Raw genomic sequence first — 20,401 nt, 5'->3', positions numbered from 1 at the left:
ACCTGCTCGCCAGCTATCCGCTGGTGTCCATCGAAGACCCGCTGTCCGAGGACGATTGGGACGGCTGGACCGCACTGACGGCAGGCATCGGGGACCGGGTGCAGATCGTGGGCGACGACCTGTTCGTCACCAATCCCGAACGCCTCGAAGAAGGCATCGAGCGGGGCGTGGCAAATGCGTTGCTGGTCAAGGTGAATCAGATCGGCACGCTCACCGAGACGCTGGACGCGGTCGCGTTGGCCCACCACAGCGGATACCGCACGATGATGAGCCATCGCAGCGGCGAGACCGAGGACACCACGATCGCCGACCTGGCGGTGGCGGTCGGCAGCGGACAGATCAAGACGGGTGCGCCGGCCCGCAGCGAGCGCGTCGCCAAGTACAACCAGCTGTTGCGCATCGAGGATGCGTTGGGTGACGCCGCCCGCTACGCCGGTGACCTGGCGTTCCCGCGATTCGGTGTGGATCCGAAGTAGTCTTGGCCGCCAAGTCCGACCCGAAACGTCGTTCCCCGGCATCGCGCCCGGGGAAGGCCGGCGACTCGGGCCGGGGCCGTCGTTCCACCAGCTCCAGCAAGACCGGCAAGCCGCTTTCGAAGCCGGTCTCCAAACCCGCGCAGACTGCGCCCGACGAAAGCCGCAGCACCCGCTCGCTGCAGGAGCACGTCGTCGAGCCGCTCAAGCGGTCGTTCACCGAGTCCGTCGAGCAGCGGTCGGATCAGCGGCTCGGTTTCACCGCGCGGCGTGCCGCGATCCTGGCCGCGGTGGTGTGTGTGCTGACGCTGACCATCGCCGGGCCGGTGCGCACGTACTTCTCGCAGCGCACCGAGATGGCGCAACTGTCGGCCACCGAGGCCGCGTTGCGCGGTCAGATAAAGGATTTGGAGCAGCGCAAGGGCCAACTGTCCGACCCGGCCTATATCGCGGCCCAGGCACGTGAACGGCTCGGATTCGTCAAACCCGGCGACATTCCGTTCCAGGTTCAGCTCCCACCGTCGGCGGGGGCGGTGCCGCAACCGGGTAGCGAAGGGGGCGGGCAGGCCAAGAACGAACCCTGGTACACCTCGCTGTGGCACACCATCGCCGACGCGCCGCACCTGCCACCGACCGCTGCTCCGACGCCCGAACCCGCTCCGACGGCCCCCGGTGGTTGAGCGTGCGGACCTGGACGCGGTAGCGCGACAGCTGGGCCGCGAGCCGCGCGGAGTGCTCGAGATCGCCTACCGGTGCCCCGACGGCACCCCGGGAGTCGTGAAAACGGCGCCCAAATTGCCTGACGGAACGCCCTTTCCGACGCTGTACTACTTGACGCACCCGGCGCTGACAGCAGCCGCGAGCAGACTCGAGACCACCGGACTCATGCGCGAGATGACCGAGCGCCTGGGCCACGACGCGGAATTGGCGGCCGCGTACCGTCGGGCACACGAGTCCTATTTGACCGAGCGGGACGCCATCGAACCGTTGGGGACCACGTTTTCCGGCGGCGGTATGCCGGACCGGGTCAAGTGCCTGCACGTGCTGATCGCGCATTCGCTGGCCAAGGGACCCGGTGTCAACCCGTTCGGCGACGAGGCCCTGGCGCTGTTGGCCGCCGAGCCGGGCACGGCCGCTTTGGTTGGGAGACAATGGGGATGACGCGTGTTGCCGCGATCGACTGCGGTACCAACTCGATACGTCTGCTGATCGCCGACGTCGCTGACGGACGACTGCGCGACGTGCACCGCGAAATGCGGATCGTGCGACTGGGTCAAGGTGTGGACGCCACCGGTCAATTCGCACCGGAGGCCATCGCCCGCACCGAAGCGGCGCTGTCCGACTACGCCGGATTGCTTGCGCAGCACGATGTGCAGCGGGTGCGGATGGTTGCGACGTCGGCCACCCGTGACGCCGGCAACCGCGACGTGTTCTTCGCGATGACGGCCGCCGTGCTGGGCGCGGTTATCCCGGGCTCGGTCGCCGAGGTCATCACCGGCGCCGAGGAGGCTGCGCTGTCATTTAGCGGCGCTGTCGGTGAATTGGACAGTGCCGGAGCACCTTTCGTGGTCGTGGATCTGGGCGGGGGATCGACCGAGATCGTGCTGGGTAGGGCTGCCGACGAGGTCGTGGCGGGTTACTCGGCGGACATCGGTTGCGTCCGGCTGACCGAACGCTGCCTGCGCTCGGACCCGCCTGCACCGGCCGAGGTGGCGGCGGCGCGGGATGTGGTGCGGGAGCGACTCGAGGACGCGCTGCGTGTGGTGCCCGTCGAGGGCGCCCGGACCTGGGTGGGGCTGGCCGGTACTTTTACCACGCTGTCGGCGCTGGCCCACGAGATGACGGTGTATGACGCTGCGGCCATTCATCTTTCGCGGGTGCCGATCGGCAGGCTGGTGGATGTGTGCGACCGGCTGATCGGTATGACGCGCGCGCAACGCGCTGCGCTGGGGCCCATGCACGAGGGCCGGGTGGACGTGATCGGCGGCGGTGCGATCGTAGTGCGGGAGCTGGCGCGCGAACTGCAGGAGCGGGCCGGCATCTCGGAGTTGATCGTCAGCGAGCACGACATCCTTGACGGCATCGTGCTCTCCCTCGTTGCGCGAGCAGACCTCCCGCTTGCGCGAGCAGACACAAAAGCCCCCAGAAATCCCTGATTTCAGGGGCTTTTGCGTCTGCTCGCGGGGCTTATAGAGTCATTGACATGTTCAGCAGAACCGGACGATTTCTGCTTTCGGCTCAGGCCGTCGCTGCAACGGTGGTCTGCCTACTGACGGCGCCGCTGGCCTCGGCGCACGACCCGGACTGCGACACCATCATGCCGGCGGGCGATCAGCTCGAAGCGGTGTTCGATCAGGTTGAGCCGCAAGGGTATACGCCGCCGGGCCTGGGAAGCCAGATCCGTCAGGCCGCGCAGCCGTTGTACACGGTGCCGGGCGTTACCGCGGTGAACCTGCGCAACTGGTCGGACATCTTGGCCGCCAAACTCGATCACGATCGGCGTTACCTGCAGGAAGGTTCCGACGAGCTCTGGTTGACGGCCGACCTCAACACGGCGAGGAGCCATCTGTTGGCCGCGCGCCGGTACTGCCTATGGTCGACCTACACGACCGGCTGAATCCGCCTACGCACCACCGTATTCCGGGCGCAGCGAACCGGCGAGCGCAGACAACGGCACGTGGATGGTGATGGCTCCGCCATCCATCGACCACGCCGGATTCAGCGTCGACGATCGGCCGGGGCGGGGATTTCCCTGCACCATCGGCGCATCGGGCATGTACAGGATCAGCTCATCCGGTGTCAGCGCGAAAGACTGGTAGCCGCCGGTGAACCCGAGGCCGTTGGGGCCGGGTGTCCACTCCGCAACGGTGAATGGATAGTTGTTGGGCGGGTGAGGTGGCGCGGCGGCGTCCAGCGCCGCCGGTAGCACCCCTTCGGTGGCCGGCGGTATGGCGGCCAACGGGTCGACGCCCGGTTTGAACAGGTCGGCAATCATCAGCCGACGACCTTGTGCCATATCGAAAACGAACGACCGGTAGGCGTTGTTGGGCTGCAGTCCGAACGGTGCGAGGACCTCGTGGACGATCAACGACTGCACCGACCCCGGCCCGGCGAAAAGTTCGTAGTCGGCGGTCGCGCTGCTGTCCCGCGGCGCCTCCGCGCCGCTGTGGCGCCAGCCGTCCATGAGTTTGTGGTAGAAGCCGCGCACTGCCGGACCTGAGGTGGGGTTGTCCAGCATCGGTGCGGGCAAGTCGAAGGAGATCAACCGCTCCGCCTTGTTCGGCGAGGTGACCACGGTGTTGCACCGTGCCCCGTCCCAGTTCGCGTTGAGTTCGGCGCAGAACTGGTCGGCGGCCGCCGTTGCTACGGGCGCAGTCACCACCAGTGTCGCCACCGCCATCAGGCTGGCCATCAGTTTCATGCCGCTCACCGCCCCTAGCGCCTTTGTCCGGGTAGTACGACTTTGCTGGCCAGCCACCGGTCGCCCACCTTCTCCATGGTGATCGTGATGGCGTTGACCTCGACTCCTGGTTGGGGGGTCGTGGAGTTGGTGACCGACTGCTCGACGAACAACAGGACTTCGACCCGGTTCGGACGCGCGGATTTCACCGCGGACTCCAGAACGGTGCCGTGTGTCGCGACCTTGTTGTCGATCATCGCCTTGCGCAGCAGCGAACCGGCTCTGGTGTATTGCTCCTTGAATTCTCCGGTGGCCCCGTTGAGGATGTCGTTGAAATTCTTGTCGACCCCGTTCGGGTCGGTGCTGGTGAGTATGACGGCGTACTGCTTCGCCGCGTCGAGTGCCTGTGCGCTGTCGATGTCGGTTTGGTGCTGCTGATACAACAGCCAGCCCGCGTAGCCGGCCGCTGCCAGGACGGCCCCGAGCACGACCGCGGCGATGCCGCGCACCGCTGCTCTGATCCGTTGGCGCGTTCCGGTGCCCGCCCCGCGGGGGAGTCGCACCCGGCGCAACGGCGCGAAGGCTGCCCGGCCGGCGCGCCGCCGACTCGTCTTTTCCTGTCCGCCGCTGCGACCGTCGGAGGACCGAGCGTCTTCGTCGTCGTCTCGGTCTTCGACGTCGGCCTTGCCTGTCGGCGTGGCCGATTCGTCATCTGCGTCGGTCGATGCTTCCGACGAGGGTCCCTCGGTCGCGTCTTCATCGACCGGGTCGGCAACGCCGGTGTCCACCGTGGCTTTCACAGATCTCATACCTTCACGTCGTCTGCTAGATGATCTCGACTTTGCTTGCCAGCCAACGATTGTCGACCAACTCCATGGTCATCATCACCCGGTTGCGATCGATGCGCGGGCTGGGGCGTGTTGCGTTGGTGACCGATTGATCGACGAACAGCAGTACCTCGACTTTGGTCTTGGTCGCCGATTTGATCGCCGAGTCGACGACGATGCCCTTGCCCGCCGCGCCGTTGTCGATGAGTATCTGACGCAGCTGCGCGGACCCCTGGCTGTATTGGTCCTTGAACTCGCCGGTGGCGCCGTCGAGTGCCAGTCGGTAGCTCTTGTCGATGTCCTTCGTGTCCAGCGTGGTCAAGATGACGGCGTAATTGCGCGCGGCCTCGAGCGCCGCCTGACCGGCGGCGGCGGTGTCGTCGAGTTGCTTGACCCGCCAACCCAGATAGCCCGAACACCCCAATGCCGCGACCAGCAGGGCCCCGATCAGAGCGGCGATGACGCGCCGGCGCCGACGTCCGGGCGCCTTACCGGCGACGGCTTCGGCCCGATCACCGTCCTCGCCGTCCTCGCCGTCCTCGCCGTCCTCCGCCCCCTCGCCTTCCTCGTTCGAGCACTCGTCGCCGTCCTCGGCGACCGAAGCATCGCCGTCGCCGTCGGCGACCGAAGCATCGCCGTCGCCGTCCTCGGCGACCGGAGCATCACCGTCGTCCCCGGTCCCGGGTGATGTGCTGTCCGGCTTGACGAGGTCGACCGGCTCATCCGGTTCGTCCAGCCCGTCGGCAAGCTGGTCGAAAACCGTTCTCGTTGAGGTTTGCTTACGCACCGTGGCTCCACATGGCTCTAGTTCGGTATCCATGCCGGCATGGACGGCCCCCCGAATGTGGTGGGCAGGGTGTACGGGGGATAGACCGGAGTGACGTCGGTTACTGCCGTCGGATCGTATCCCGGTGGGGGTCCGGCGGTGTCGTCTCCGGGCGGGCGGGGCGCGTTGCGGGCACCTCGGACCAGCACCGACGGATCCGGGTTGTTGCAGTAGGTGTAGCGGTACGGTTCGGGGAAGTCGGGTTGTGACAGCACCCCGGTGGGCAGGTTGTAGTCGCAGCTGTATTTGGGGTAGAGGTCTGCGATCAGCCAGAGCCCTTTGTCGTGCGCGACGGTGGTCAGCCGTTCGAGCAGGGACTCGTGGTCGGGCCGCCACAGATCCTGCAGCGCGGGGACCCGGAGGTAGAGCAGCTGCGAGAGCGTGGTCAGGTTCCCCAGCAACTGCACCACGGTGTGGCGGTTGTCGTTGATCAGGTTGTCGACGTCGGCCAGCTGGCCCGCTCCCCGATCGACGAGTGTCCGGAACCCGCCGTCCATCTTGTTCACACCGCCCAGGACGTTCTGCAGGTCGACCGAGGTTCCCCGCAGACCCGGCGAGACGTCGCCGAGGGTGCCGAACACCAGCTGGGTGTTGCGTAGCAGGCTCACGGTCTGCGGCAGCACGCCGTCCAGGGTGGAGGACAAGAAGATGGCGCCGTCGAAGATGGCCGCCAGCTTGTTCGGCCCGTCGGGGCTGACTCGCAGTTCGCCGAAGAGAGCCCGCAGCTGCTTGGGCTCCAGCTGTGCCAGTGCGCCCCGGCTGTCGTCGATGATGCGCGGCAGCGAGACGGGGATCGCGGTCTGCTGCCGGCCGATCACTGCGCCGTCGGTCAGGAACGGTCCGCCACCGTGTTGCGGGCGGAAGTCCAGGTATTGCTCACCTGCGGCCGACAGGCCCGATACCCGCACCAGAGAATCCCGCGGGATCCGGTTGTGGGCGTCGATGGAGGCCACCGCCTCCACCCCGTGTTCGGTGAGGTTGATCGCGGTGACGCGGCCGATCGGAATGCCGCGCAGGGTGACGTCCTGGTTGACGAGCAGGCCGCCCGACTCCGGCAGCGACACCCGCACCGAGATCTTCCGGCTCACCGGGTTGACACCCAGGCTGCCCAGCGTGATGTAGGCGAGCGCGATCACGGTGATGAGCCCCAGACCGACAATCGACATCACGATCCGCCGTTTGGCCACCGCTTTGACCAGGTCCACCCCGTGTCGGGCGGACCACTCCAGCGGATTGCGTGACCTGGTCATCACCGTCATCACCGCTCCGGCCCGTAGATCTTGTCCAGCAGCAGGTTCCACTCGTATCGAATGCTGCCGATCATCAGGTGCCAGTCGGTGCCGTCCGACCAGCGGAATCCGGGGTCACCGGGATAGTTCAGGTCGGGCCACGGTGCCAACGACAGCTTCGCGACCTGCGCGTCGACGTGTAGCGCAGGTGAGTTGAAGGAGTGCATCAACACCCCGATCAGCCGGTTGAACGGATACAGCGACAGATCGGGGTCGACGGCGATGTCGTTGAACGAGCCGGCCAGTGCGTTCAGGTCCGCGACCAGGCTGCGCGTGTCCGTGCCCTGGATGGACGGGAACCGGGACAGCTGACGGGTGATGCGTGCCATGCCGTCGGCCAGGTCGGCGATCCGGGTGGTGTTGTCGGAGATGACGGCCAGCGCCGGCGCGCCGGCCACCAGCGCTGTGTCGATGGTCGCCCGGCGCGCCGACACGGTGGCGGCCAGCTCGGATGTCCGGCGCAGCGCGGCATCCAGCTGCGCCGAGCGGGCCGTCAACCGGGACAGCAGCGTTTTGCTGTGGTCCAGCAGCGCACGGACCTTCTCGCCACGCCCGCCCACTGCTTTGCCCGCGCCGTTGGCGATCGACATCAGGTGCCGCGCAGCGCCGCCGTTGACCAGCAACGCCATCGAGTTGAGCAGGTCTTCCACCGTCGGGGCGGCGGTGGTGGCAGTCAGCCCGATGGTGTCGCCGTCGCGTAGCCGGGGTGCGTTGGCCCCCTGGTCCGGACCGGGTCTGAGCTGCAAGAAGACATCGCCGAGGGGGGTGGCCTGGCGCAGTTCGGCGGTGGCACCGACATTCAGCGGGACATTGGCGTTGATGCGCATGCGCACCTGGGCGGTGAAGTCCTTGGCGTCGATGGATTCGACCTCACCGATGTCGGCGCCGAGCAGCCGCACCTTTGCCTTGGTCGGCAGGTTCAGCGCATTGGAGAAGACCGCCATCAGCCGATAGCTTTTGCCGCTACCGGTCGGGGCAGGCAACGGCAGTGCGCTCAGGTCCAGGCCACACCCGGCCAACAACGTCACCAGCACGACAAGCAGGCCGACCCGGCAGCTGCGGCGAACACCCGTCGCGCACCTCATGGCGTACCCACGATCCCGTCACCCATCAGGTCGAGCATCTTGCCCAGACCGAAATCCGGCGAGTAGTCCCGCAGCGTTCCGGTGGCGCATCCCAGCTGTTTGAGCCCCAGCAGGTTGCAGAGCTCTTTACCGAACTGACCGTTGATCACGAGCTTGTCGGCCAATGCGTGCACGCGGGCGCTGCCCCCGACGGGGTCGATGATGTTGTAGAGGTTGTCGACGGTCAGCGGCCCGACGTCGAGGGTTTCGGCCAGGTCCCGCTGGTGATCGTTGATCGTCCCGGTGATGGTCCGCATATCGACGAACGTGCTCGTGAGTTCTTCGCGGTGACCCTCGAGCAGTCGGGTCGCTTCGGCGAGGATCTGGTTGAGCTTCGCACCGGTGGTGCCCGAGCCGAGGTTCTCCTCGGCCAGAATGTCGCTGAGTTGGTGCAGGTTGGACCCGAATTGGCGAATCGCGGTGTCGTTGTCGGCGGCCGCTTGAACCAACACGGACATGCTGTTCACGATCGCCTGAATGTCCTTCTTGCTGTGCGCGCCCTTGTCGGCACCCACCCGCAGCGCCTGGGACAACTTCGCGAGGGTCGCTTTGATGTCGGCCCCGTTGCGGGAGGTGATCTGGGAGCCGAGGTTGACCAGGTCCCCGAGCGGACCCTGACCGTTGTCGTCCGCGCGCAGGGCGCTGCCCAGTTTGTCGATCATCGCCAGGGTCCGGTCGATTTCCACCGGGGTGCGGGTGCGGCCCAGGCCCAGCACGTCGCCGTTCTTCAGCTTCGGCCCGCCGCGGTAGGGCGGGGTGAGCTCGACGTGGCGGTCGGTCAGGACCGAGTTCGACAGCGTCACCGCCTGCACGTCGGCCGGAATGTCGATGCTCGGGTCGATCGAGAGTCCGACCTGCACGTAGCTGTCCTTGGCCGCGATGCTGGTCACCTTCCCCACGGGCATCCCCAGGACCGAGACGTCGTTGCCGACGTAAAGCCCGACCGTGTCCTCGAAGTGCGCGGTCACCGTCATCTGCGGGTGCACCACGCGTTGAAACACGGCGATCGCCACGACGGCTACGAGCACCACCGCGGCTGCCGTTGCGGCGACGATGATCTTGACCCGGCGGCTCATGCGCAGTCCTTGAAGTACTCGACCAGGCTGAACTGCCGGGCGCGCCCGCTGAGCGCACACATCCAGGAGTCGACGAGCACACCGGTCGGCAGGTTGAGGTCGAGGGCGTTGCCGCTGCCAGTGGTGTTGGCGAGGTTGCGGACGGTGATGGGCATCGACTGCAAGATGTTGCGCACCAACGCGTCGTGGCTGTTGATCATCGCGGTGAACTCGCGCGCATTGGCGATCAGCTGGTTCAGTGCCGGTTCGTCGGCCAGGATGGTCTTTGCCCGGTCGACGAGGGTGGTGGCGCTGGCGAACAACCGCTGCACCGCGGCGCGCCGAGTGGCGATCTCGGCCAGCAGGTCACGGCCCTGCAACACCAGCACCCCGAGATCGGCCTTCTGGTTTCGCAGCATCGTCGTCAGCGTCTCGGCGCTGCTCAGCAGGGTGCCCAGTTGATCGCGCCGGTCGGAGATGACGGTGGCCAGCGACTGCAGGTTTTCCAGGGCCTCCGGTAGGGCATCGGGCAGTCCCTGCAGGTTCTGGTTGAGCGACTTCACCGATTCGACGACGCGCTCGGCGTCCAGGGCCTCGAAGGTGCTTGTCGCGCCTTCCAGCGTCCGCTGCAGATCGAAGGGAACTTCGGTGTTGGCCAACCGGATGGTGTGATCGCTCAGCTCGCCGGCGCCGGCCGGGGACAGCGCAAGATAACGCGACCCCAGGATCGTGGTCATGTTGATGCTGGCTTGCGTGTCGGCACCCAGATGGACGTCGTGGCGGACGTTGAACGTGACCACCACGTGGTCGCCGGCGAGTTTGACACCCTCGACGGTGCCGACCTGGATGCCTGCGATGGTGACCTGATTGCCCTTGCCGAGCTGCGCGGACTGGGCGAACTCACCCCGGTAGCTGGTCTTGCCCACATCGAGGGCTCCGAACAGCACCAACCCGCCCATCAGGATGGCGGTAACGGTCAGTCCGATCACCCCCAGCCAGGTCTTGTTGTAGGACTCGATGGGCCGTTTGAATCGATCGAACATCGCGGCTACCTGCATATCGGTGAGTGCTTGATCTTGTTGAGGTAACCCGGGGTAACGCCGTCGCCCGGGGTAGCCGAGGCCACGAATGCGCGGAACCAGTGGAACAGGCCGCGCCACAGGCTGAAATCGATGTCGCACGCATAGCCGTTGATGTAGCTGCCCGCCTGGGTGCCGCGGGCAAGCGCCTTGAGCAGAGCCGGAATGTTGGCCGCCATGTAGGCCATCCGCTGATGCCCCGGACCGTGCAGGCTGTAGTCGAGCAGACCCGGTTCGCGGCTGACGAATTCCTCCAGGTCGGGAGTGATGTTGTTGACGATGGTCGCCAGCCGGCCGGTGGTGGAGTTGACCGATCCGACCGACACGACCAGTTCCTGGCGGCGGGCCGCCAATTCGGCCATCACACCGCGGGATTCGCGGATCATCGTCTGGAGGTTGGTGTTCTGCGCGGCCAGGCTGTCCGTGAGGCTGTTGAGGTTGCCGATCAGATCGCCGAGGACCTGATCGGGTCCGGCCAGCGTTTCCGCCAGCGTCGAGGTCTGAACGGTCAACGTCAGGATCGAGCCCGAATCCCCTTGAAACGCTTGGATAATCGCGTTGGTCAGGTTGTCCACCTGCTTCGGATCCAACTGGGTGAACAGCGGCTCGAAACCGTTGAGCACGTAGGTGATGTTCAATGACGAGTTGGTGTGTTCCCGGGGAATCTGGCCGCCGTCCCGCAGCGGCCTGTGGTTGCGGTCCTGACCCGGTGACAGCCCCAGGTAGCGCTGCCCGATGATGTTCTGGTAGGTCACCGACGCGATCGTGTCGGTATAGAGGACCTGATTGCGCTGCACCCGGAACGTGACCTTGGCCGAGTTGCCGACCAGATCGAGCTTGTCCACCCGGCCTACCCGGACGCCGGCCACCCGGACGTCGTCGCCGGCATGCATTCCGGAGACATCGTTGAAAATCGCCGTGTAGGTGTTCGTGTCACCGGACACCTCGCGCCGCATGGTGCCGAACACCATCCAGGTCACGGTCACTGCGAAGGTCAGGAAGATCGCGGTGCCTATCAACGGCTTTCGGTATCTCATTGGCCGCCTCGCAGATCCGACGTGAGGTGGACGGTCGAGTCGCGCGCCACCGGGCCCAACAACAGCACGACGGTCGCATTGGCCGGTCCGCCCCCGACGATGCGGCCCAGCTGATCCTTCTCCTGCCGGCTGCCGACCGGGCCGACAGTGCCGCCGAAGGCCGGCGACGCCCCCTCGGCGGGGAAACCCGGTGCCGGCGGCGGGGCTTCGGGGGCCGGCGGCGAGCCGGGACCGCCGCCGAGCTGTGCGGAACCGGGTGGCAGCGGCGGCAATTGCCGGGGTCCCGGTGCGGGTGCCGGAGGCCCTTGCGGATCTCCCGGCATCGAGTGGCGCGGTGGGGTCACGTTGGGGCGGTTCTCGGTCACCCCTGGCGGGAGAGTGGCGCCCCTCGACCCCAACGCCGGAGACAGGTCAGGCGCCGTCGGGACTTCCGGCGCCGTGAAGCAGCTCGGGCCGGCAAGCGCCCCGTAGCGGGGGCAGTCGGCGCGGACGTAGCGCCGGCTCGGGGTGAGCGCGACGATGGCCTTGACCGTCAGCAAGTTGCTCTCGGGGTCCCAGCCCTCGTCGTACAGCTTGTTGGCGAAGACTTTCATCCGGGTGGCTATGCCGTGGAAGTCGGTGGCGTGATCGCCGAGCACACCGATTGCCGGGGTCAGCTCGGTGCTGATGGTGATCAGCCGGTCGGTCTGATGATCGAAGGCATCGCCGAGCGTGCCGACGGTGCCCAGACCCCCGGTAAGGAAGTCGGTCAACTGCACCCGCTTCTCGGCGAAGGTCCGCATCGGCCGGATCGAGCTGTCCAACGCGTCGAAGAGTTCGGGGGAGGCGCGGCGCAGGCCTGCCGCGGCCGCGGTCAAGGCCGACAGCGTGGATGGCGCTGCGGCGTCGGCGGTGACCACCGTGTTCAGCTCCGCCAGAATCTCGTTCAGATCGTGTCCGGCGTCGGTCAGTTGCTGGCCGCGGCCGTGGGTCGCCTCGCTCAGTGCTTGCAGGATCCCGACGGTGTGGTCGTTGGGGTTCTGCGCGACGTCGAACAGCAGGTCGTGCAGCTTTGCCAGCACGTTCTGGAACAACACCGTCGGCAGGGATTTGTCCTCGCGCACCACCGAGCCGTCCCGCAGCGACGCCGAGCCCTTGCCGTTGTCGATGAGTTGGACCGCCGACACCGCGAACAGGTTGGCGGGCACCACCCGTGCGGTGACGGTGTTGGGGATGCCGGAGGCGTATCCCGGCTTGAGGTCGACGTGGACGATATTGGGTTTTCCGTTCCGGGACGGGGTGATGGCGGCCACCATTCCGACCAGCACCCCGCGGAACTTCACGTCGGAGCGTTCCGGCAGCCCGTCGCCGATGTTGACCAGCTCGACGTCCACGCGCACCAGGTTGTCGAAGGTGCCTTTCGACTTGGCCACCATTGCCGCCGCGATCAGAGCCGTGACGATCGTCATGCACACGCCGACGAGGACAAGGCTGCGGTTGGACGGGCTGCGGGGGTCGAAGTCGTAGGAGTTTGGCATCGCTACCCCCCGAACCTGGCCCCGGACTCGACGCCCCACAGCGCCATGGTCAGCAACATGTTCGCGATGATCACGACGGTCAGACTCGATCGCATGGCCCGACCCGCGGCTATCCCGACGCCGGCGGGACCGCCGGTGGCGAAGTAGCCGTAATAGCACTGCATCGTCGAGGAGATGAAGACGAAGATGACGGCCTTGATGGACGCATAGATCACGTCGCGGCCGCTCAGGCCCACCGAGAAATAGTGCAGGTATGACCCGGGGGCTTGGCCGTTGGCCATGCTGACCAGCTGGCTGGTCAGGTAGGTCAAACCCAGGGCGGTCAGGAACAACGGAATGACCGCGATGACGGACGCGGTGACCCGGGTGACGACCAGATAGCCCACCGAGTCCAGGCCGAGCACCTCCATGGCGTCGATTTCGTCGTTGATTCGCATCGCGCCCAGTTGCGCGGTGAACCGGCATCCCGCCTGGGCGATGAACGCCATGGCGATCATGACCGGCGCGAGTTCGCGCGTGGTGGCGAACGACGAGATCAGTCCCGTCGCGGGTCCCAGACCGAGCAGATTCAGCGCGTTATAGCCTTCGACGGCAACCAGCGCACCGGCCGTAATTCCCAGCACCGCCGCGACATTGACCGTGCCGCCGCCGACGACGATCGATCCGTTCCCCCAGGAGATGTCGGCCAGCAGTCGCAACATCTCCCGCCGGAAGTCCTTCATCGTGCCCGGGATCGAGGTCAGGATCTTGCCGAAGAAATAGACCATGTGGCCGGCCCGGCCGATCCCGCTGGTCATTGCGCCGCCGGCCCGCTTCAGCGAGGTGGTGAGCGGGACCTTGTGCGTCGCAGGCGCAGCCATCGCTACAGGGTCTGTCTGGGGAAGATGAGCAGCCACAGCTGGCTCATGAGGACGTTGACGATCATCAGCAGCAGCACCGACTCGACCACCGCCGCGTTCACCGAGTTCGCCACGCCGGCGGGCCCGCCGCGGGTGTCGAGACCCTTCTGGCAGGCGACGACTGCCACGATCACCCCGTAGACCACCGCTTTGAGCATGGCCAACACCAGATCCTCGACGCTGGCGAACGAGGAGAACGTGGCGATGAACGAGCCCGGGGCGCCGTTCTGCATATAGACGTTGAACACGTAGCCCGCGAGGTAGCCGACGAACATCGTCGTACCGGTCAGCGCAATGCCGATCAGGATGACCGCCGCCAGTCGGGGAACCACCATGCGCCGCAGCGGCGAGACGCCCATCACCTCCATCGCCGCGATCTCTTCGCGCATGGTCCTGGCGCCCAGGTCCGCGCAGACCGCGGAGCCCACCGCAGCCGCCATGATCAGCGCCGCCACGAGCGGCGCGCCCTGCCGGATGATCACCAGCCCGTCGGCGGCGCCGGACAGCGAGGCCGCGCCGACTTGTCCGGCCAGCAAACTGAACTGGATCGACAAGGTGACGCCGATCGGGATTGTCACCAGCACAGTGGGGGTGAATGCCGTGCTGGTCATGAACCAGGCCTGCTCGATGAACTCTCCGACCATAAACTTGCGAGTCACCAGATCGACGAACAGATACTGGACGGCCCGAATCCCCAACACGAACTGTTTGCCGACGGTGTTCAGCGACAACAGTGGGTGATTGACGAGATAGCGGCGGAACCAGTCGATGACCTCGCGGATGGCCGAACGTTCGCCACCTCGCTCGGACAGTTCGACGAAAGCGCTCAAGAATCCCCCCAGCCGGCAGTGCCCAGGACTTGCGTGCAAGCACGATAGCAGTCGGTCCTAGTTCGCAGCCAGCAATTGTTAACGGGAATTCTGACTGCACGTGCTCGTCGGCTCGTCGACCGCGAACCGCCCATCGCAGGCCTCGACGCGGTAACCCGTACCCGACTCGGTCAGCAGGTGTTCGGGCTGCGACGGGTCGTGCTCGGGCCGGCGCCGCGATTGCGCCAAATATCCACGCAGATAACGGGGTTCGGCCGCAACTGCCGGACCACTTGCGCCGGCGACGATGTCCGACTGCACTGGCGAATTGTTGTCCAACCGAAAGGATTCAATCGACTCGGTCGCCCCACCGGTGGGCAACCTGATTCGGCTCATCGCGACGGTCTGCCGGGGCGGTCCGTGCGGAACTGCATCCGGGGTAGCTCGCCGGCCCTCTTCGGGGGGCGACTATGTAAATACCGATTCCGCCGGACCGTTCGCCCGGGTCGCGGTCACGCCTCGAAGCGGTAGCCCATGCCCGATTCGGTCAACAGGTGCTTGGGGTGCGACGGGTCGTCCTCGAGCTTGCGCCGCAACTGCGCCAGATACACCCGCAGGTAATGGGTTTCGGTCGCATACGCCGGGCCCCACACTTCCTTGAGCAGTTCCTCGCGCCCTACCAGCTTGCCCCGGTTGCGCACCAGCACCTCGAGCATGCCCCACTCGGTCGGCGTCAGGTGCACCTCGGCGCCGTTCTTGGTCACCTTCTTGGCGGCCAGGTCCACGGTGAACGCGTCGGTCTCGACCACCGGTTGTTCGACTTCCGAAGCCGCGGCGTTGCGCCGCACCGCCGCGCGCAGTCTGGCCAGGAACTCGTCCATGCCAAAGGGTTTGGTGACGTAGTCGTCGGCGCCGGCATCGAGGGCTTGCACCTTGTCGGCCGAGTCGGTGCGCGCGGAGAGCACGATGACCGGTGCGTTGAGCCAGCCGCGCAGGCCGGCGAGCACGTCGATACCGGAGATGTCGGGCAGCCCGAGGTCCAGGATCACCACGTCGGGCGGATGTTCGGCGGCGGCGCGCAGCGCGCCGGCACCGGTCGACGCGGTGATCACCTCGTATCCGCGCACCGTCAGGTTGATGCGCAGCGCACGCAGGATGTGCGGTTCGTCGTCGATCACCAGCACGCGGGTCATGCGGCGGGCCCCGACGGCGCCGGCAGGTCCACCACGACCGTGAGTCCGCCGCCGGGCGTGTCACCGGCCGCGATCACCCCGCCCATCGCCTCCACGAAGCCGCGCGCGACCGACATGCCAAGGCCCACGCCGGTGGTGTTGTCGTGATCGCCGAGACGCTGAAACGCTTCGAACATCTGCTCCTCGGCGCCCGCCGAGATACCCGGGCCCTCGTCGATGACGTTGACCAGCACCCGATCGCCGACGTGGCCCGCGTTGACCCGGACCACACAGTCCGGTGCATAGCGCAGCGCGTTGTCGATCAGGTTGGCCATCACCCGCTCGAGCAGCCCGGCATCGGCCAGCGCCACCGCGTCGCCGACGTCGACCTTGACGCGGTCGATGGCGGATCGGTAGAAACCGGTGGCGCCCTTGCCGATGCTGACCAGTGCGCGCTGCACCACTTCCTCGAGATAAACCCGCTGCACCTCGGGTCGCACCACCCCGGCGGCCAGTCGCGAGGAGTCCAGCAAGTTGCCCACCAGTGCGGTGAGCTGGTCGATGGATTCCTCGATGGTGGCCAGCAATTCGGCGGTGTCCTCGGGAGAGAACGCGATGTCGGCGGCACGCAAGCTGGACACCGAGACCTTGGCCGCCGCCAGTGGGGTGCGCAGGTCGTGGCTGACCGCCGAGAGCAGTGAGCGGCGCAGTTCGTCGGCCCGCACGATGGCTTCGGTGCGGCGGGCCTCTTCGGTGAGTTCACGCTGACGGACCAGGCCGGCCGCCTGCTTGGCCACCGCGCCCAGCACCCGCCGATCCCGCGCCGCCAGCTTGCGGCCGGCCATCAGCATCCAGAACTCGTCGTCGCCGATTTCGATCGCTGTATCCGCGGAATCCACTGTGGTGCAGGGGTCTTTGCCGACCGAGGCGACGACGTGGCTGCGCTCGGATTGTTCACGCAGCATGCTGACGGCGCGCTGGGAGTAGGTCTCGCGTATTCGTTCGAGCAGGGTTTCCAGATCCGCCCCGCGCAGCACCGAACCGGCGAACAGGGTCAGCAGTTCGGCCTCCTGGGACGCGAGGCGGGCCTCGCGGGCCCGTTTGGCCGCACCGTCGACCAGCACCGCGACCGCCACCGCGATCAGTAGCAACACCAGTTCGGTTACCGCGCTGTTGGGTTCGGCGATGGTGAAGCTGTGCCGCGGCGGGATCAGAAAGTAGTTCAGCAGCACCCCGGACAGCACCGCCGAAAGTACCGCCGGGGCAACGCCTCCCAACAGGCCCACCGACAGCACCCCGACGAAGAACAACGCGCTCTCCCCGCCGGTGTCCAGATAGGGATCCAGCACGGTGACGGTCACGGCGCAGATCGCCGACGGGATGAGTCCGGCCGCCAGCCAGGCGGCCGGCCGTCGCTGCTGCGGCGAGAACGAGTGTCGGGCAGCGCGTTTGGTTTCCTGGTGCGTGACGATGTGGACGTCGATCTTGCCGGAGCGCTGCACGATCGCCGCGCCGATGCCCTCGTCGAACAGGCGTGCCCACCGCGACCTGCGGGACGTGCCGATCACCAGTTGGGTGGCGTTGATCTCGCGGGCGAACTCGAGCAGCGCGTCGACAACGTCGTCGCCGACCACGGTGTGCAGCGAGGCGTCCAGACTGCTGGCCAGTACCCGGATCTTGCCCATCCGGGCCTCGGACAGGCCGGCCAGTCCGTCACCGCGCAACACGTGCACCACCATCAGCTCGGCGCTGGACTTGGAGGCGATCCGAGATGCGCGTCGCACCAACGTCTCTGATTCGGCGCCGCCGGTGACGGCGACGACCACGCGTTCGCGGGCCTCCCACGTGTCGGTGATCTTGTTCTCTGCACGATACTTGGCCAGCGCGGTGTCGACCTGGTCGGCCAGCCACAGCAGCGCCAATTCCCGTAGCGCAGTGAGGTTTCCGCGCCGGAAATAGTTCGACAGCGCGGCGTCGATCTTCTCCGAGGCGTAGACGTTTCCGTGAGACATCCTGCGCCGCAACGCTTCCGGGGTGATGTCGATCAGCTCCACCTGGGCGGCCTGCCGCACGATCGAGTCCGGTATCGTCTCCTGCTGTTCGATGCCGGTGATCTGGGCGACCACGTCGTTGAGGCTCTCCAGATGCTGGATGTTGACGGTGGAGATCACGGTGATCCCGGCGTCGAGCAGCTCCTCGACGTCTTGCCAGCGCTTGTCGTTCTTGCTGCCGGGGGTATTGGTGTGGGCGAGTTCGTCGACCAGCACCACCTGCGGGCGGCGCTCGAGGACCGCCGGCACGTCGAGCTCGGGGAAACTGCCGCCGCGGTAGTCGACGTAGCGCGGCGCGATAATCTCGATGTCGGCAAGCAGCTCAGCGGTTTTCGCGCGTCCGTGGGTTTCGACGACGGCGGCGACCACGTCGGTGCCGCGTTCCAGACGGCGGTGCGCCTCGCCCAACATCGCGAACGTCTTGCCCACGCCGGGCGCGGCACCGAGGTAGATGCGCAACTCACCGCGCTTGGCACGGTGCTCCGGCTCGCTCACCCCAACATCATCCACCTTCGCGGCTAGCTCGCGGCCGGATACCTTCGGTCCAGCGCAAGGTTGAGTCCGACGACGTTGACGGTGGGTTCACCGAAGATGCCCAGCGTGCGGTCGCTGCGATACTGCTGCACGACGGCGCGAATCTGGTCCGGCCCCACGTTCCTCGCCCTGGCCACCCGGGCCACCTGGAGCTCGGCGTACGCCGGGGAGATGTCCGGGTCCAGGCCGCTGCCGCTGGCCGTGACGGCGTCGGCGGGGATCGCCGGCGCGCTCGGTGCGACGCCGCGAATGGGCACGATCAGGCCAGTACGGTAGTCCTCGCCGGAGACGGCGCACTCGACCCGGGCACCCCGGTAGCTGTCCAGGAAGGGCTGTTTGGTGGTCGCGCAGGGTTCGTTGACACTGACCACGCGGGTCGGCCGGAGGATGTCACCGCGCTCGTCGCGGGGGCCCAGCACGGCCAGCACCGCACCAACTCCGGCGCCGGTGCAGAACGGGCGCGACCCGTCGACGCCTTCGAGTCGCCCTATGGCCGCACTGCGCGAGCACACGAGGGTGAGCAGACTGGGCTTGAATCCGGCATCTGCCACACTGGCACCGGCAGCCAGCTTGGCCGGGTCTGCGAGGGTGTCGACCACGCTCTCCGGTCCCAGGTTGCTGCCACCGCTCGACATCGGGTCGTATCCGGCGCCGGCGGCCGACGGGCGGGTCTGGAAATAGCGCGGCATGGGGTTGCCGTCGGCGTCGGTGAACCGTTGGCCGATCAGCATGCTGCCGACCGTCCTGCCGCCGGCGTGCAGGATCGAGCCTTCGGCGTTGGTGTGCAACCCCGGAAGGAACGCCACCAGCCAGACGAGTACCGGGTAGCCGATACCGAGTATCACGGTGAACACGAGCAGCGCCCGCAGCGCAGCCAGGTGTTGGCGAAAGGCGATGTCCATCTCAGGCGATCCCGGGCAAAAGTCGGACGAGCAGGTCGATGAGTTTGATCCCGACGAACGGTGCGATGATGCCGCCGAGTCCGTAGCGGTACAGGTTGCGGCTCAACAACTTCGAGGCCTGGCTCGGTGTGTACCGAACACCGCGCAGTGCCAGCGGGATGAGCGCGACGATGACGAGCGCGTTGAAGATGACGGCGGACAGGATCGCCGATTGCGGGCTGTGCAACCGCATCACGTTGAGCAGGTCCAGGCCGGGGAACAACGCGACGAACATCGCCGGGATGATCGCGAAATACTTGGCGATGTCGTTGGCGATCGAGAACGTGGTCAGTGCTCCGCGGGTGATCAGCAACTGTTTGCCGATCTCCACGATTTCGATGAGTTTGGTGGGGTCGGAGTCCAGATCCACCATGTTTCCGGCCTCTTTGGCCGCCGATGTGCCGGTGTTCATCGCGACCCCGACGTCGGCCTGGGCGAGCGCCGGGGCGTCGTTGGTGCCGTCCCCGGTCATGGCCACCAGTCGCCCGCCTTGCTGCTCGCGCTTGATCAGCATCAACTTGTCCTCGGGCGTGGCCTCGGCCAAAAAGTCGTCGACTCCGGCTTCCTCGGCGATCGCCTTGGCGGTCAACGGGTTGTCCCCGGTGATCATCACCGTGCGGATGCCCATCAGCCGCATCGCCTCGAATCGGTGCCGCATCCCTTGCTTGACAACGTCTTTGAGGTGGATGACGCCCAGCACCCGAGGCGCTGCCGGGGTGACGCAGCCCACCACCAGCGGGGTGCCGCCAGCGGCGGAGATGCCGTCGACGATCACGCCGAGCTCGTCGGGAACGTCACCGCCGTGCGCGCGGATCCACTGTGTCACCGAGCCGGCCGCGCCCTTACGCAACTGCCGTCCGTCCAGGTCGACGCCCGACATCCTTGTCGTGGCGGTGAATTCGACCCAGGATGCGTCGGCGAGTTCTCCGGGTGTCCGCGCGCGCAGCCCGTACGCCGTCTTGGCGTGGACGACGACCGAGCGGCCCTCGGGGGTCTCGTCGGCCAGGCTGGACAGCTGGGCCGCGTCGGCCAGTTCAGCCGGGGTGACGCCGATCGGAATGAATTCCGACGCTTCGCGATTGCCGAGGGTGATGGTGCCGGTCTTGTCCAGCAGCAGGGTGTTGACGTCGCCGGCCGCCTCGACCGCGCGCCCGGACATGGCGAGTACGTTGCGTTGCACGAGCCGGTCCATGCCGGCGATACCGATGGCCGACAGCAGCGCCCCGATGGTGGTGGGGATGAGGCACACCAGCAGTGCCACCAGCACGATGCCGCTGATGCCGTCGCCGTTGAGGGCGTGGGTGTCGGGCACTCCGGGGTTGTTGACCTTCGAGTAGATCGCCAGTGGCTGCAGCGTGGCCACGGCGA

At 66.8% G+C, this 20,401-nt stretch carries 21 protein-coding genes; 5 read left to right on the top strand and 16 right to left on the bottom strand.

Annotated features, from left to right (window positions below; translation table 11 throughout):
• The 5 genes from AC5Y47_RS24925 to AC5Y47_RS24905 all read left to right on the top strand — a co-directional run.
• A partial coding sequence (locus AC5Y47_RS24925) for an enolase C-terminal domain-like protein (protein ID WP_499946923.1) occupies nucleotides 1-476 on the top strand: 476 nt, incomplete at its 5' end.
• Between the two features lie 2 nt (nucleotides 477-478).
• Complete coding sequence (locus AC5Y47_RS24920) at nucleotides 479-1,153, top strand: FtsB family cell division protein (protein WP_499946922.1); 675 nt, start codon at nucleotides 479-481, stop codon at nucleotides 1,151-1,153.
• The gene (locus AC5Y47_RS24915) at nucleotides 1,146-1,634 is read left to right on the top strand and encodes a DUF501 domain-containing protein (RefSeq protein ID WP_499946921.1); all 489 of its coding nucleotides are present in this window, start codon (nucleotides 1,146-1,148) and stop codon (nucleotides 1,632-1,634) included. Before AC5Y47_RS24920 ends, AC5Y47_RS24915 begins: the two co-directional genes overlap by 8 nt.
• The gene (locus AC5Y47_RS24910) at nucleotides 1,625-2,629 is read left to right on the top strand and encodes a Ppx/GppA phosphatase family protein (RefSeq protein WP_499946920.1); all 1,005 of its coding nucleotides are present in this window, start codon (nucleotides 1,625-1,627) and stop codon (nucleotides 2,627-2,629) included. Before AC5Y47_RS24915 ends, AC5Y47_RS24910 begins: the two co-directional genes overlap by 10 nt.
• 47 nt (nucleotides 2,630-2,676) lie before the next feature.
• Complete coding sequence (locus AC5Y47_RS24905; protein WP_499946919.1) at nucleotides 2,677-3,090, top strand: hypothetical protein; 414 nt, start codon at nucleotides 2,677-2,679, stop codon at nucleotides 3,088-3,090.
• A 6-nt stretch (nucleotides 3,091-3,096) separates the two neighbouring features.
• Here the strand turns inward: AC5Y47_RS24905 and AC5Y47_RS24900 are convergent, their stop codons facing one another.
• The 16 genes from AC5Y47_RS24900 to kdpB form a co-directional block, all read right to left on the bottom strand.
• On the bottom strand, nucleotides 3,097-3,894 hold the full coding sequence (locus AC5Y47_RS24900) for a DUF3298 domain-containing protein (RefSeq protein WP_499946925.1): 798 nt from the start codon (nucleotides 3,892-3,894) through the stop codon (nucleotides 3,097-3,099).
• A gap of 14 nt (nucleotides 3,895-3,908) precedes the next feature.
• On the bottom strand, nucleotides 3,909-4,682 hold the full coding sequence (locus AC5Y47_RS24895; protein ID WP_499946918.1) for an Rv1363c family protein: 774 nt from the start codon (nucleotides 4,680-4,682) through the stop codon (nucleotides 3,909-3,911).
• A 16-nt stretch (nucleotides 4,683-4,698) separates the two neighbouring features.
• Nucleotides 4,699-5,436, bottom strand: a complete 738-nt coding sequence (locus AC5Y47_RS24890) for an Rv1363c family protein (protein WP_499946924.1) — start codon at nucleotides 5,434-5,436, stop codon at nucleotides 4,699-4,701.
• Between the two features lie 68 nt (nucleotides 5,437-5,504).
• Nucleotides 5,505-6,785 carry an MlaD family protein gene (locus AC5Y47_RS24885; protein ID WP_499946917.1) on the bottom strand — a complete coding sequence of 427 codons (1,281 nt, stop codon included), beginning with the start codon at nucleotides 6,783-6,785 and terminating at the stop codon, nucleotides 5,505-5,507.
• Nucleotides 6,785-7,900, bottom strand: coding sequence for an MlaD family protein (locus AC5Y47_RS24880; RefSeq protein WP_499946916.1), 1,116 nt, complete (start codon nucleotides 7,898-7,900; stop codon nucleotides 6,785-6,787). The genes AC5Y47_RS24885 and AC5Y47_RS24880 overlap by 1 nt, the downstream gene beginning before the upstream one ends.
• The gene (locus AC5Y47_RS24875) at nucleotides 7,897-9,015 is read right to left on the bottom strand and encodes an MCE family protein (protein WP_499946915.1); all 1,119 of its coding nucleotides are present in this window, start codon (nucleotides 9,013-9,015) and stop codon (nucleotides 7,897-7,899) included. The genes AC5Y47_RS24880 and AC5Y47_RS24875 overlap by 4 nt, the downstream gene beginning before the upstream one ends.
• Nucleotides 9,012-10,037, bottom strand: a complete 1,026-nt coding sequence (locus AC5Y47_RS24870) for an MCE family protein (protein ID WP_499946914.1) — start codon at nucleotides 10,035-10,037, stop codon at nucleotides 9,012-9,014. Before AC5Y47_RS24870 ends, AC5Y47_RS24875 begins: the two co-directional genes overlap by 4 nt.
• A gap of 5 nt (nucleotides 10,038-10,042) precedes the next feature.
• Nucleotides 10,043-11,110 carry an MCE family protein gene (locus AC5Y47_RS24865; protein WP_499946913.1) on the bottom strand — a complete coding sequence of 356 codons (1,068 nt, stop codon included), beginning with the start codon at nucleotides 11,108-11,110 and terminating at the stop codon, nucleotides 10,043-10,045.
• Nucleotides 11,107-12,627, bottom strand: coding sequence for an MCE family protein (locus AC5Y47_RS24860; protein WP_499946912.1), 1,521 nt, complete (start codon nucleotides 12,625-12,627; stop codon nucleotides 11,107-11,109). The genes AC5Y47_RS24865 and AC5Y47_RS24860 overlap by 4 nt, the downstream gene beginning before the upstream one ends.
• A 2-nt stretch (nucleotides 12,628-12,629) precedes the next feature.
• Entirely contained in the window at nucleotides 12,630-13,487 is an 858-nt protein-coding gene (locus AC5Y47_RS24855; protein ID WP_499946911.1) for an ABC transporter permease, read from the bottom strand.
• A 2-nt stretch (nucleotides 13,488-13,489) separates the two neighbouring features.
• A complete protein-coding gene (locus tag AC5Y47_RS24850) occupies nucleotides 13,490-14,356 on the bottom strand; it encodes an ABC transporter permease (protein ID WP_499946910.1) in 867 nt (288 codons plus the stop codon).
• Between the two features lie 78 nt (nucleotides 14,357-14,434).
• Nucleotides 14,435-14,656: a hypothetical protein gene (locus AC5Y47_RS24845; protein WP_499946909.1), complete on the bottom strand. Its 222-nt coding sequence runs from the start codon at nucleotides 14,654-14,656 to the stop codon at nucleotides 14,435-14,437.
• Nucleotides 14,657-14,847: 191 nt separating this feature from the next.
• Nucleotides 14,848-15,528 carry a response regulator gene (locus tag AC5Y47_RS24840; protein WP_499946907.1) on the bottom strand — a complete coding sequence of 227 codons (681 nt, stop codon included), beginning with the start codon at nucleotides 15,526-15,528 and terminating at the stop codon, nucleotides 14,848-14,850.
• Complete coding sequence (locus AC5Y47_RS24835) at nucleotides 15,525-18,068, bottom strand: DUF4118 domain-containing protein (RefSeq protein WP_499946906.1); 2,544 nt, start codon at nucleotides 18,066-18,068, stop codon at nucleotides 15,525-15,527. The genes AC5Y47_RS24840 and AC5Y47_RS24835 overlap by 4 nt, the downstream gene beginning before the upstream one ends.
• An 8-nt stretch (nucleotides 18,069-18,076) precedes the next feature.
• Nucleotides 18,077-18,994: a potassium-transporting ATPase subunit C gene (locus AC5Y47_RS24830; protein ID WP_499946905.1), complete on the bottom strand. Its 918-nt coding sequence runs from the start codon at nucleotides 18,992-18,994 to the stop codon at nucleotides 18,077-18,079.
• A gap of 1 nt (nucleotide 18,995) precedes the next feature.
• The coding region (kdpB, locus tag AC5Y47_RS24825) for a potassium-transporting ATPase subunit KdpB (protein WP_499946904.1) at nucleotides 18,996-20,401 on the bottom strand (1,406 nt) is incomplete at its 5' end.

The sequence above is a fragment of the Mycobacterium sp. NGS22 genome, from assembly GCF_059813095.1.
The sequence above is the reverse complement of the archived record's forward strand: the minus strand, read 5'-3'. Positions and strand labels throughout refer to the sequence as shown.

Bases quoted from the DNA above. Each gene is read 5' to 3' on its own strand.
- AC5Y47_RS24910 (WP_499946920.1), top strand. From the start codon at position 1,625: ATGGGGATGACGCGTGTTGCCGCGATCGACTGCGGTACCAACTCGATA.
- AC5Y47_RS24905 (WP_499946919.1), top strand. From the start codon at position 2,677: ATGTTCAGCAGAACCGGACGATTTCTGCTTTCGGCTCAGGCCGTCGCT.
- AC5Y47_RS24900 (WP_499946925.1), bottom strand. From the start codon at position 3,894: ATGAAACTGATGGCCAGCCTGATGGCGGTGGCGACACTGGTGGTGACT.
- AC5Y47_RS24895 (WP_499946918.1), bottom strand. From the start codon at position 4,682: ATGAGATCTGTGAAAGCCACGGTGGACACCGGCGTTGCCGACCCGGTC.
- AC5Y47_RS24885 (WP_499946917.1), bottom strand. From the start codon at position 6,785: ATGACGGTGATGACCAGGTCACGCAATCCGCTGGAGTGGTCCGCCCGA.
- AC5Y47_RS24880 (WP_499946916.1), bottom strand. From the start codon at position 7,900: ATGAGGTGCGCGACGGGTGTTCGCCGCAGCTGCCGGGTCGGCCTGCTT.
- AC5Y47_RS24875 (WP_499946915.1), bottom strand. From the start codon at position 9,015: ATGAGCCGCCGGGTCAAGATCATCGTCGCCGCAACGGCAGCCGCGGTG.
- AC5Y47_RS24870 (WP_499946914.1), bottom strand. From the start codon at position 10,037: ATGTTCGATCGATTCAAACGGCCCATCGAGTCCTACAACAAGACCTGG.
- AC5Y47_RS24865 (WP_499946913.1), bottom strand. From the start codon at position 11,110: ATGAGATACCGAAAGCCGTTGATAGGCACCGCGATCTTCCTGACCTTC.
- AC5Y47_RS24860 (WP_499946912.1), bottom strand. From the start codon at position 12,627: ATGCCAAACTCCTACGACTTCGACCCCCGCAGCCCGTCCAACCGCAGC.
- AC5Y47_RS24855 (WP_499946911.1), bottom strand. From the start codon at position 13,487: ATGGCTGCGCCTGCGACGCACAAGGTCCCGCTCACCACCTCGCTGAAG.
- AC5Y47_RS24840 (WP_499946907.1), bottom strand. From the start codon at position 15,528: ATGACCCGCGTGCTGGTGATCGACGACGAACCGCACATCCTGCGTGCG.
- AC5Y47_RS24830 (WP_499946905.1), bottom strand. From the start codon at position 18,994: ATGGACATCGCCTTTCGCCAACACCTGGCTGCGCTGCGGGCGCTGCTC.